Below are 12,841 nucleotides of genomic sequence, written 5' to 3'. Positions count from 1 at the left end.
TCTTTCCCCATTCGGAAGGGTGCTGCTTGCTTTCTAGTGCCTATGATACATTTTCCATAAAATACATGTTGAAATTGCGTGTCACGCATGGTATATTTATTTTTGTCTTCAAAAGACAAAATGTTGATTATCGGGACGTAGCTCAGCTTGGTAGAGCACCTGGTTTGGGACCAGGGGGTCGCATGTTCAAATCGTGTCGTCCCGATTCGCTTATGATTTAGGACCTCGCAAATAGTAATCGGCATATGCTCCAAAGCATAGCGTCACTTTTGTAGGTGGATATGCGGGTGTAGTTCAATGGTAGAACTCCAGCCTTCCAAGCTGGTAGCGTGGGTTCGATTCCCATCACCCGCTTATAGTTAGACAGAAACCCTTGGTATCAAGGGTTTTTTTGTTGCTTCAGGCTGCAAAAGCTGCTTGTTATCTTAGACGGGGCAAAGTAGTAAATCCTTGAGATATCAAGGATCTCTGGCTGTTATAGGATGCAGGCTCCGCAGATAGCCCTTTTACATTTTAGAAATATCTGTTATAATGGCCATAATTTCATTCCAAGAATGCGAGGTAACCTAGTCCAATGAAGTAAGACACCCTTTTCTCTAAAACAACTGCATGTAGTTTTGCAGGCGTTTCTCTACGGCGGTAGAGGGAGAGATTTGGCGTGTCTGAACAATGTGACTGGGGTGCCTCTTTTTGTTATGTCGGAAACGGTACTCTGATACAATTCCAATCACATATACGGAACGGATTGCTGCTTTTGTTGACGGGCGAAGGGTAAGGCCCTTTCAATACCGTCAGGGCTGGCCTGGAATGAACAGCCGAAGAATTGAGCAGTGGCGCGCATTCGTCCCGTTATTCAGATCCAAACGAATCCTCTCTCATAACAACCGCCGCAGGCCATCGCCTGCGGTTTTTGATGTTTTTCACAGAGAGAGGATGAGGCGATATGACAATGATTCTAAAAGCGAAAGATATAAGCATGGAACTTCAAGGAAAGCCGCTGTTTGAAGGCATTCAGCTGGAAGTGGCCGAAGGAGAGCGGATCGCGCTGTATGGGCGTAACGGTACCGGCAAAACAACGCTCCTCTCCATCCTGGCCGGTGAGCTTGAGCCTACCTCCGGCGTTGTGGAGGCGATCCTTCCAAGAGAGCGCTGGGGCTGGTTGAGACAGCAGGATGAACCGGAGGAAGGGGATATGAGTGCGATCGATACGGTGCGCAGCCGCAGTCATCCAACGTTATGGGAGCTGAAGCTTCGGCTTGCGGGAGTCGAGCAGCGAATGAACGGCGGCAGCGCTGCGGAAATGGAGCAGCTGCTTGAGTTATATGGCAATCTGCTGGAGCGTTATGAATCCCGGAACGGTTTCCAGTGGGAGACCGAGGTGGAGAAAGCGATGACGATGCTGGGCATCGGGCCGGAGGTGTGGCCGGTGTCCTATCGCGAGCTGAGCGGAGGCCAGAAGACGAAGGTGATGCTGTCTGCGCTCCTGGTGTCGGCCCCGAAATTTCTGCTGCTTGACGAGCCGACGAACCATCTGGACAGTGAAAGCCTGGTCTGGCTGGAGCAGTGGCTGGTGTCGACCTATAAAGGAACGGTGCTGTTTGTATCCCATGATCGGGAATTCATTGACCGGGTGGCGACCGCCGTCTGTGAGCTGACGTCGGAGGAACTCCGGCGTTACCGGGGAGGATACACGGATTACCGGCGCGAAAAGGAACGCGAGCTGCGCGAGCAGGAGACGCTTTATCGCAAGCAGGAGCTGGCCCGCAAGGCGCTTGAGGAGTCGATCCGAAGATACGAGGAATGGTTCCATAAAGCGCATAACGCGGCCGGGGACGTGAATGAAGTCAAGATCACCGCCAGTTTCTACAAGGCCAAAGCGAAGAAGAACATCTCCAGATACCATGCCAAGGAAAAAGCGCTGGAACGGTTGGAAGCCGAGCGGGTGGATAAGCCGCGCAGCGGGCCCAAGCTGAACATGGAGCTGGAAGGGGAGGCATTCGGCGGCCGAACCCTGGTCCAAGTGAAGGACATCTGTTTTGGATACGGAGATCAACAGCTTTTTAATAAGCTCACCTTCTATTTGAACCGCGGCGACCGGCTGGCCGTAAGAGGCCCCAACGGAAGCGGAAAAACGACGCTGCTCAAGCTGCTGCTGGGGGAGATCGATCCGCAGGAGGGCCGGATTACCCGGAATCCTTCCGTCAAGATCGGCTATTTTTCGCAGGAGCTTGAGGGGCTTGAACCTGAAACCACGCTGCTGGACAGCCTACTTGTCATTCCCGGCATGACGGAGAGCCGTGCGCGTACCCTGCTGGGCTCGTTTCTCTTCAGGAGAGACGACGTGTTTAAGAAGATGGGACAGCTCAGCATGGGGGAGAAGTGCAGAACGGCTTTTCTCAAGCTGTATTTCAGCGGGGCGCATCTCCTCGTATTGGATGAACCCTCGAATTACCTGGACGTGGATACCCGAGAGGTGATTGAACAGGTGCTCGTAAGCTTTCCGGGCGCAATCGCGCTTGTATCGCATGACCGGTATCTGGTGCGCAAAATCGCGAACCGGCTGCTTACGCTGAAGCCCGGGGAAGCTCCCGCATGGTTCGAGGGAAGCGTTGGCGAGGAGGAGGAACAGGCTGCGCGAACCGGGGTGATCAAGGGAGATACCGAGAAGGACAATCGCCGAATGGCGCTTGAGTACCGGATTCAGGAATTGCTGGGGTTATCCGCTGATGGACTTGAGGCCGGGGATGAGGCGAGCTGGCTTGCCGAGATTAGGGAGCTGCGGGCCGAGCTTGCCGGGCTTTTGTCGGATTGAGCCCAGGGATCCAGATTAAAATCGGTCCGATGAGGTTAAAATGGGGAAATGAAACTTGCCATATGCCGAAAGGTTGCATATAATAAACCCTATATATTTGCATAAGTTCTAAATGCATGGATGGAGAAAAGTAGCCAGTGCCTCTTTACAGGGAAGGGATGCCGTGGATTGAGAGTGTCCCTCAAAGAATCAGGCTGGTGAAGTTCGCTCCGGAGCAGTTCCCTGAACACGGCAGCCCGCCGGTTGAGTAGGGGATAACGGGTCCGATTCGTTACGTCGGTCAAGTGAGCATGATGAGGCATACTCGTGCCCAAGGCTTTTACCGTCTTGGTTAGAGTATGATGCATGTTAACAAGGGTGGTACCACGGTCTCTTCGTCCCTTTTCGGGAGGAGAGGCCTTTTTTGTTTTCAGAACAATGATGGAGTTTACAAAGGGGTGTGCGAATAGCCATGAAGGAAAAATTGGAAGCTTTAAAGCAGGAAGCATTGGCGCAATTGCAGGATGTTAACGATCCGCAGCAGCTGAATGATTTGCGGGTGAAATACCTTGGCAAAAAAGGGGCCCTGACGGAAATCCTGCGCGGCATGGGAGCACTCAGCGCAGAGGAGCGTCCCGTTATCGGCCAGGTGGCCAATGACGTTCGCGGCGCGATCGAGGAAGTCATTTCCGGCAAGCAGGAAGCGTTCCTGCAGCAGGAAACCGAAGAGCGTCTGCGCGCAGAGAAAGTGGACGTGACCCTTCCGGGTCGCAAGCTCAGCCAAGGTGCGGTGCATCCGCTCAGCAAGGTGATCCAGGATATCGAGGATATTTTCATCGGGATGGGATACCGCGTAGCGGAAGGACCCGAGGTGGAGACGGACTATTTCAATTTCGAGGCGCTCAATCTGCCGAAGAACCACCCGGCACGCGACATGCAGGATTCCTTCTATTTGACGGAAGATCTGCTGATGCGGACCCAGACTTCCCCGGTGCAAGCCCGGACGATGCTGTCGATGCAAGGAAAAGCGCCGGTCAAAATCATCTGTCCCGGACGCGTATTCCGCCGGGACGACGATGACGCGACCCATTCGTTCCAGTTCCATCAAATCGAGGGCCTCGTGATCGGCGAGAACATTCGCATGAGCGATTTGAAAGGGACGCTGCTGCAATTCGTTCAGGAAATGTTCGGCGATAACACGCAGATCCGTCTGCGTCCAAGCTTCTTCCCATTCACGGAGCCCAGCGCGGAAGTGGACGTATCCTGCGTCAAATGCGGCGGCAGCGGCTGCCGCGTATGCAAGCAAACGGGCTGGCTAGAGATTTTAGGCTGCGGCATGGTTCATCCGAAGGTGCTCGAAATGGGCGGCTATGACCCTGAGAAGTACAGCGGATTTGCTTTCGGTATGGGGGTTGAGCGGATTGCCATGCTGAAATACGGCGTGGATGACATCCGCCACTTCTTCAACAACGATACGGCATTCTTGAATCAGTTCACGCGGATCTAATTTTAACGATAAAGGGAAGTGAATAGACAATGAGAGTTTCAACCGATTGGTTGTCCGATTATATTTCGCTCGAAGGCGTAACCTCAGAGGATTTGGCAAGCCGCATTACATCGGCCGGCATTGAAATCGATGTGATCGAGAAACGGAATCAAGGCATTAACAACGTGGTCGTAGGCTACGTCAAGAGCAAGGAGAAGCATCCCGATGCCGATAAGCTGAACGTGTGCGTCGTCGATGCAGGCCAGGAAGAAGATCTCCAGATCGTATGCGGAGCAAAAAACGTGGATGCTGGCCAGAAGGTGCCGGTAGCGCTTGTGGGCGCGAAGCTGCCGGGCGGGCTGGATATCAAGAAAGCCAAGCTGCGCGGCGTGCTGTCCCAAGGCATGATTTGCTCAGCCAAGGAACTGGGCATGAATGACAAACTGCTGCCCAAAGAGCTGCAGGAGGGGATTTTGGTGCTCCCGGCTGACACGGAGATCGGCAAACCGATTGTGGATGTGCTGGGCCTGAACGATGAAATTCTGGAGCTGGACCTGACGCCGAACCGTTCCGACTGCCTCAGCATGCTGGGCACGGCTTACGAAGTGAGCGCCATCCTCGGCCGCGAGCTGAGCCTGCCGAACCCGGAGAAGGAAATGCTGGAGGTTCATGATGCAGCAGCCGATCATATCTCGGTTACGATCGGCGCGGATGAGCAGTGCAGCCATTATGCTGCACGCTATATCACGGGGGTAACGATCGCTCCTTCCCCGCTGTGGATGCAAAACCGGTTGATGGCAGCCGGCGTGCGTCCGATCAATAACATCGTGGATATTACCAATTATGTGATGCTGGAATACGGCCAGCCGCTGCATGCTTTTGATGCGGATCAGCTGAAAGACGGGGCGGTTCACGTACGCTTGGCTGAGGCCGGCGAGACGATGGTGACGCTGGATGGCGCGGAGCGGCGTCTGGAGCCGCATATGCTGGTAATTACGGCAGGCGGCAAGCCGGTGGCCTTGGCTGGCGTTATGGGCGGCCTGGACTCCGAAGTAACGGATGGAACGGTGAATATTTTCCTGGAGTCCGCTAAATTCGATGGCGGCACCGTCCGCAAAACCTCCCGTCAGCTGGGACTTCGCTCAGAGGCAAGCTCCCGCTTCGAGAAGGAAGTGGATCCGGCCGCAGTGATCCCTGCTCTGAACCGAGCGGCTGCACTGATGGCGAAATATGCCGGCGGGTCCGTGCATCAAGGAATCGTCGAAGCAGGAAGTGCGCATACCGAGCCGTCCGTGATTACGTTGTCGCTGGAGAAGCTCAATCGTTATCTGGGCACGGAGCTGTCTTTGCTTGAGGTCAAAACGATCTTCTCCCGACTGCATTTCCCTAGCGGGGATGCGGGCCAGGGATTGGTGGATATCCAAGTGCCTTCCCGCCGCGGCGATATTACGCTCGATGTAGACCTGATCGAAGAGGTTGCCCGCCTGTATGGCTATGACAACATTCCGACCACGGCGATTGAAGGACCGACGACGCCGGGTTCGTTGACGGAAGCGCAGGCCATCCGCCGCTCGCTTCGCCGTCTGTTGACGCACAGCGGATTCCAGGAGGTTCTGGGTTACTCCTTCATTCATCCGCAGCAAGCGGAAGTGTTCACTTCCCTATCGGAAGGCGGGAAGGCGGTTAAGCTGGCGATGCCGATGAGCGAGGACCGCAGCGTGCTGCGTACCAGCTTGCTGCCGCAGCTGCTGGATATCGCGGTGCATAACCATAACCGCAAGCAGCCGGACCTGGCCCTGTTTGAAATAGGGAACCTGTTCCACACGCAGGAGGAGACGTTGACCAAGCAGCCGCAGGAGCGTCCGGTTCTCGGTCTGCTGCTGTCAGGACGCAAAGGCAGCAAGCAGTGGAACGTCCAGCCGGCCAAAGTGGATTTCTTCGATTTGAAGGGTGCGCTTGAAACGGTGCTCGATTATCTCGGCATTCGCGCTGACGACATTGCTTACGAAGCGAACGGGCCGGCAGGCTTCCATCCGGGACGTTCCGCTTCCGTTTACGTAGGTCAGGGCGAGAACAAACATCTGCTCGGGGTGCTCGGACAAATTCATCCAAAGACGCAGCAGGAGCTGGATTTGGAAGATACCTATGCCGCCGAGATCCTGCTTGAGCCGCTCTATGATCTGACCAATGCCCGCGTCGCTTACCGCGATCTGCCTAGATTCCCGGGCATGGAGCGGGATCTTGCCATCGTGGTGAATGAGGAAGTAGAAGCCGGTTCCCTGATGCAAGTCATCAGAGAGAACGCCGGAGAGCTTCTGCAGCAGATTCAGGTGTTTGACGTCTTCACGGGCAGCAAGCTGGGAGAAGGCAAGAAGAGTGTTGCGATCTCCTTGACGTACCGCCATCAGGAGCGGACGCTGACCGATGAAGAGGTTGCCGGGGTTACGGAAAAAGCAGTCGCTGCCCTTCAGCAAACTTTTGGCGCAGAATTAAGAAAATAGCAGGAATTGTGAACGTCCGCATCGAATCCATTACATCAGAGATTCGATGCGGGCTTTTTTGCTCTAAATTGAACTGGGATTTGCATCGGAAGGCCCGCAGGGTTCATAATTATAAGCACAAAACTGTGTTATCATATACCACACTTCGGTCTGTACTCTAGAGGTTCGTCTGTAGATGTTATCTCATATATAATGGATGCAGAGGATAGACCATTTCAGACATCATAGAATTTACACATAATAGAAGGAGGGCACAATTTTGACTACATCTGACCGTAAAAGCGTTACCGTAGACATCTACGGAACTTCCTATAAACTCGTTGGAAACAGCAGTGATTATACCAGACAGGTAGCCAATTACGTGGATGATCGCATGCGTACCATCTCCAAGGCGCACTCCCGATTGGATACCCCGCGCATTGCCGTCCTTGCCGCGGTACATATGGCTGAAGAAGCTTTGCAGAAGCTGGAGTATCAGAACGAGGCCAAGCAGATGACGGCCGAGCGGAATGAGCTGCGAACGGAACTGGCCAAGGTGCAGGGACTTCAAATCGAGCAGCAGGAGAGACATCGTCAGCAGCTGGAGCAGCTGGAGCGCAAGCTGGCGGAGCAGACAACGCTGGCTGAAGAATACAGGAAATCCAAGGAGAACCTGACGGCGGAGTCGGAGCGTACGAAGGAGCTGCTCCAGAAGGAATCGGACCGCGTGGCGGAACTTCTGAAGGAGAAGCAGCAGCTTGAGGTGCGTCTTAAGGAGCAGCGCGAGAAGCTGGAGAGCGGCCACAAGCAGGCGATGGAAGATATGAAACGCCGTTATGAAGGGCAAATTTCACAGTCGGCGCTCACGCATAAACAGGCCGTCGAGAAGCTGGAACAGAGTTTGCGGACTTCTGCGAAGCAGGCTGAAGAGAAGCTGGCGGAGCAGTTGAAGAAACAGGAGAGCACTTATAAACAAGAGGCGCTTCTGAAAGAACAGCAGCACTCGAAGACCGTGCAGGATCTGAAGCAGCAGAATTCGAAGACGGTACAGGATCTAGAGCAGAAGTACGCAAAGACGGTGCAGGATCTGGAGCAGAAGTACACGAAGACGGTGCAGGATCTGAAGCTGGAGCACTCGAAAACCGTGCAGGATTTGGAGCAGCAGCACTCGAAAACCGTGCAGGATCTGGAGAAACAGCTTGCCGAGCAGCGCAATCGCGGCGGCCAGCTGCACTCGCGGTTGTCGACGGCGGAGAAGGAGCTGAACACGGTAAAAGCGGAATCGGACAAGCTGAAGGAAGAGCTCCATTCGTCCAAGCAGCAAGCTGAAGCTTCCTCGCAGGAATTGCGTTCCTTCCGTACGAAGGCGGAAGGGCTGGCGAAGGAACTCGAGGCCCTGAAGCAGGAATCCGGCAAGTCGGAGGAAGAGCGTAGACGTCTGCAGAAGCTTGTGGTGGATGCGAATCAGACCTCCCGCAAGCAGCAGGAAGAGCTGCAGCGTCTAAGCAGCGAGCTGCAATCCTGGCGGACGCTGGCGGATCAGCGCAAGGAGGAGACCGGCGAGCTCGAGATGAGAATCGTCGAGCTGATGGAATTGAACGAAAGCCTGGAAGAGGGAATGAAGGGGCTTCAGGATGAAATCCATGTGATGAAGGACGAAGCGGACCGGATCCTTTCCGAGCGCCGAAGCGCCCAGGAGGAATTGAAGGAGCTCCAGCTCCGCAACGAAGAGCTGGAGAAACTCACCCAGGACGCGGGAATCCGCGAGGAAGAGACCGGCAAACTCTACGCCATGCTGGAAGAAGAATACGATACGGTGTCGAATCAGCTCGATGAGCTTCGCAAGAAGGCGACCGCCAGCGAAGAGCGTGCAAGCGAACTTGCCGAGCAGCTGAGGGAGTCCGAAGAGCGCGCCGTTCATTGGCAGGACCAATACCAGCAATGGATGGCGGAACGGGAACAGCTGGCTGCAGACAGCGAGAAGCTGGCCGCAGAGCGCGATGAGTGGAAACGAACCAAGCTTGCGCTGGAAGAAGAGCTTCAGTCCTGGCAGCAGGAGATTGCATCCGCGCGTCAGGTCTGCGACCGTCTGGAAGGCGAGAAAAGCGAAGCGGCACAGCAGTATTCCGAGCTTGGCGAACAGTACGAGCTGGTTATGCACCAGTATCGGCTGCTGCAGGCAGAACAGGAATTGAAGGCGGAGCAAGCCGCGCAGCTTGAAGAAGAACACCGCAAGCTGAAGGAAGAGTATGCGAAGCTCCAAGTTGAATATAATGAATGGATCGAGTTGATTGAGCAGGATCAGCGTTAGGCCATGACGAAGATGTGAACCTGAAAAAACCTCCGGATCAGAGAGAGGAAACTCTGGCGATCCGGAGGTTTTCATTTTGCATAGCAAGCCCTGCTATTCTTCGACGATCAGTTTGGATATCATTTTGCTGTGACCGGCTCCGCACATAATGGAACACGAAACCTCGAATTCTCCTGCCTTGTCAGGCGTAACGACGGTTGAGTTGTTCTTTCGGTCCAGCTGCAGGCCAAGCGCAGGAATCATAACGCCGTGGTTGCCGTCTTCGTTCTCGTAAGTAATCTTGACGGGCACCCCTTTTTTGAGGTGATATTCGGCTTGGTCAAATTGGAAGTTGGAGCCTTTAATCACGAGTTCTGCTTCCGGTGCTACGCCGGTATCCGTGATCCCCGAATTGCCCTCGGACTCTTGTTGGTTTCCGCCGCAGGCCGCCAATACAAAAAGGAGCATACATGAAACAAGTAGTGCTATGCCTTTTTTCACTATAATCTCTCCTGACTATGAAATAATTGTGAAAATTAATTTCCAATCTTTATGATAGCTCAGAACGGGAGTCGACGCACATGCCTGTTATGAAAAATTGGTGAACGTGAAGCGTTTGCAACGAATTTTATGGATTTACGTTATAATGTAGGGGAAACATAGTCAAAGAGGACGGGAACTTGCTCGAACACGGACAACCCCCTGTCATATAGCAACAGGGGGCAGTTGTGGGGAATGCATCGATGGATTTAACCGCGAACCGGGATCGTTCAGGAAGAGGGCTCCGTCAGGATCCTTTGACAGAAGCGGGCGGCCTTCTATCTTATTCTTTGCGGTTTTTGCCTGCTTCAAACGGGGTGGAGATCGGAATGAACAGATCGATGATCCCGATGACCAGTGCAGCAAGCAGAGCACCCAGAATGGAGACGCTAACGCCTCCGACGATGAACTGGGCCAGGTAAATGACAAGCGCGCTCACAATGAAGCCCACGATGCCGCGTCCAAACGGCGTGACTTTTTTGCCGAAGATGCCCTCGATAGCCCAGCCAAACAGGGCGATGACGAGTGCAAGCAGCAGGGCGCTTCCGAATCCGCCGACGGAGAATTGAGGGACGACCCATCCGACGACCATAAGGACGAGCGCGGCTACGATAAATCGAACGACATGCCCGAGAAATTGCATGGTACCTGCCTCCTTAGAATAAGACTGGAATGTTACGCAGAATTTATTTTGTTCAATCGGACGTAAGGTTATGTGTGGAAGGATTTTGGATTCCATGGCGATTTCGCATGGCGTTCGATATAATATAGGCATTGATTGAGAGGAGTTGTGAACTTCTTGAACGACAAGATTTTGCACACTTTAGAATACCGGAAAATTTTAAATACATTGACGCAGTATACCCAAACCTCCATGGGAAGTTTGAGGGCAGAAAGGTTAATGCCAGAGACCGACCTCGAAGCCGTGAAGGATCTGCTCGCGGCCACCGACCAGGCTTACACCGTAGACAGGCTTAAGGGCAACCCGTCCTTCCGCGGCATTACCGACATCAACGATGCTTTGAAGCGGGCCCGAATCGGAGGCACGCTGAATCCGCATGAATTGCTTGCCACGTCGAACACGATTCACGGGTCGCGACGAATCAAACGGTTTATCGCTGCGATTCATGAGGATGAGAAGATTGATATTCTCTTTAATTTAAGCGATCTTATTTCGGAGCAGAAGCCGCTGGAGGATGCCATTCGGCTCTGCATCGATGAAACGGCCGAGGTGCTGGACTCCGCAAGCGCGGAGCTGTCGCAAATTCGGAGGGAGCTGCGAGGCGGAGAGGTACGCATCCGCGAGAAGCTGGAATCCATGATCCGTTCGCAATCGGTGGCGAAGATGCTGCAGGACCAGCTGATTACGATTCGCGGCGACCGATTCGTCATTCCCGTCAAAGCGGAGTATCGCTCCCACTTTGGCGGTATCGTGCACGACCAGTCCGGCTCGGGCGCGACGCTGTTCATCGAACCGGAGTCCATCGTGGCGATGAACAACAAGCTGCGCGAGACCCGGATGCGGGAAGAGCGGGAGATCGAAGTGATTCTGCAGAAGCTGACCGCCCAGGTCGGCGAGCAGGCTGAACTGCTGTCCATCGACGTCGATCTGATCGGGCAGCTCGATTTTATTTTTGCCAAAGCCCGTTTAGCTCATGTGATGAAGGCTTCGCTCCCGCGTATGAACGACAGAGGATATATTAAGCTGCGCAGAGGCAGACATCCGCTCATACCGACGGACCAGGTCGTGCCGCTGGACGTGGAATTGGGCAATTCCTATACCTCCATCATCGTCACGGGCCCGAATACCGGCGGTAAGACGGTTACACTCAAAACGATCGGTTTATTAAACCTGATGGCGATGTCCGGACTGTTTATCCCGGCCGAAGAAGGCAGCCAGATGTGCGTGTTCGATGCGATCTACGCGGATATTGGCGATGAGCAAAGCATTGAACAGAGCCTGAGTACCTTCTCCAGCCATATGACCAACATCATCCGCATCTTAAGCCAGATGACGCCGAAGAGCCTGGTCCTGCTCGATGAAGTGGGAGCGGGGACCGACCCGGCGGAAGGTTCGGCTCTGGCGATTTCCATTCTGGAGCATATCCACCGCATGGGCTGCCGCATGATCGCGACGACGCACTATTCCGAATTGAAGGCATACGCCTATGAACGCAAAGGCGTGATCAATGCCAGCATGGAGTTCGATATCAATACCCTAAGTCCGACTTATCGGCTGCTGGTGGGCGTTCCTGGAAGAAGTAACGCGTTTGCTATTGCAGAACGTCTGGGATTGCCGGGATCCATTCTGGAATTCGCCCGCGGGGAAGTGAAGGAAGAGGATCAGCGGGTGGAGCATATGATTGCGTCCCTCGAGGAGAACCGGCATACCGCTGAAGTGGAGCGTGAGAAGGCGGAACAGGTCCGGAAGGAAATGGAGGAACTGCGTCAACGTCACCAGCAGGAGCTTCAGAAGCTCGAGGAGCAGAAAGACAAACTCGTTGATAAGGCTCGGGCGGAAGCAAGACAGATCGTGGACAAGGCGCGGAGCGAAGCCGAGGAGATCATTGCGGACCTGCGCAAGATTGCCCAGGAGGAAGGGGCTTCCGTTAAGGAGCACAAGCTGATCGCGGCCAGAAAGCGCCTGGATGACGCCGAGCCGCAGCAGGGCAAGAAAACGGGCGGCCAGCGTTCTGCGAAGCAGCAGCGCAGCATCGAGCCCGGGGATGAGGTTCGGGTATACAGCCTGAATCAGAAGGGGCATGTCGTGGAGATGTCCGGCTCGAAGGAAGCCGTCGTTCAGCTTGGCATTATGAAGATGAAGGTCGCGCTGGACGATTTGGAGCTGCTGTCGAATCCGGCGGCCAATGCCAAGCAGGCACCGAAACAGCATGCCACCGTCCTGAAGCGGACCCGCGATGCCAACATCCGGAATGAGCTGGATTTAAGGGGAGCGAACCTGGAAGAAGCGTTGATCGAGGTGGACCGGTTCATTGATGAGGCGTTTTTGGGGAATCTGGGACAGATCTACATCATTCACGGCAAGGGAACCGGCATTTTGCGAACCGGCATTCAGGATTATTTGCGCAAGCACAAACATGTCAAGAGCCATCGTTTAGGCAATTACGGCGAAGGCGGCAATGGCGTTACGATTGCCGAGTTGAAATAAGAAATCAGGAACCGTTTTCTCCTTCAATCGTATAACATATCATCAATAGGGTTCAGAACGACGGGATGCGAAAGGTGCCGCATCC

At 54.3% G+C, this 12,841-nt stretch carries 7 protein-coding genes, 2 tRNA genes and 1 other annotated feature; of the genes, 7 read left to right on the top strand and 2 right to left on the bottom strand.

Going from position 1 to position 12,841, the window contains the following annotated elements:
* Window positions 1-131: 131 nt before the first annotated feature.
* From MHI43_RS25905 to zapA, 6 genes are all read left to right on the top strand, one after another.
* Window positions 132-205, top strand: a tRNA-Pro gene (locus tag MHI43_RS25905).
* 78 nt (window positions 206-283) lie between these two features.
* A tRNA-Gly gene (locus tag MHI43_RS25900) sits at window positions 284-354 on the top strand.
* Between the two features lie 589 nt (window positions 355-943).
* Window positions 944-2,812, top strand: coding sequence for an ABC-F type ribosomal protection protein (gene abc-f / locus MHI43_RS25895; protein WP_036659989.1), 1,869 nt, complete (start codon window positions 944-946; stop codon window positions 2,810-2,812).
* Window positions 2,813-2,920: 108 nt separating this feature from the next.
* Window positions 2,921-3,197: a binding site (T-box leader), on the top strand.
* Window positions 3,198-3,263: 66 nt separating this feature from the next.
* The gene (gene pheS, locus MHI43_RS25890; protein WP_015737144.1) at window positions 3,264-4,298 is read left to right on the top strand and encodes a phenylalanine--tRNA ligase subunit alpha; all 1,035 of its coding nucleotides are present in this window, start codon (window positions 3,264-3,266) and stop codon (window positions 4,296-4,298) included.
* A 29-nt stretch (window positions 4,299-4,327) separates the two neighbouring features.
* Window positions 4,328-6,778, top strand: coding sequence for a phenylalanine--tRNA ligase subunit beta (pheT, locus tag MHI43_RS25885; RefSeq protein ID WP_036659986.1), 2,451 nt, complete (start codon window positions 4,328-4,330; stop codon window positions 6,776-6,778).
* 259 nt (window positions 6,779-7,037) lie between these two features.
* Complete coding sequence (gene zapA, locus MHI43_RS25880) at window positions 7,038-9,068, top strand: cell division protein ZapA (protein ID WP_036659984.1); 2,031 nt, start codon at window positions 7,038-7,040, stop codon at window positions 9,066-9,068.
* Between the two features lie 93 nt (window positions 9,069-9,161).
* Here zapA and MHI43_RS25875 read toward each other — a convergent pair whose 3' ends face one another.
* Both MHI43_RS25875 and MHI43_RS25870 read right to left on the bottom strand, forming a co-directional pair.
* Window positions 9,162-9,548: a cytochrome c oxidase subunit II gene (locus MHI43_RS25875; RefSeq protein WP_009593061.1), complete on the bottom strand. Its 387-nt coding sequence runs from the start codon at window positions 9,546-9,548 to the stop codon at window positions 9,162-9,164.
* A 322-nt stretch (window positions 9,549-9,870) separates the two neighbouring features.
* Entirely contained in the window at window positions 9,871-10,230 is a 360-nt protein-coding gene (locus MHI43_RS25870) for a phage holin family protein (protein ID WP_036659982.1), read from the bottom strand.
* Window positions 10,231-10,386: 156 nt separating this feature from the next.
* Here MHI43_RS25870 and MHI43_RS25865 point away from each other — a divergent pair, with 156 nt between their 5' ends.
* Entirely contained in the window at window positions 10,387-12,756 is a 2,370-nt protein-coding gene (locus MHI43_RS25865; protein WP_015737140.1) for an endonuclease MutS2, read from the top strand.
* The last annotated feature ends 85 nt before the right edge of the window (window positions 12,757-12,841 follow it).

The sequence above is a fragment of the Paenibacillus sp. FSL H8-0457 genome (genome assembly GCF_038051935.1).
In the GTDB taxonomy this organism is placed as follows: Bacteria; Bacillota; Bacilli; order Paenibacillales; family Paenibacillaceae; genus Paenibacillus_AQ; species Paenibacillus_AQ lautus_A.
Note: the sequence above shows the minus strand (reverse complement) of the source record. Positions and strands in the feature narration are given on the sequence as shown.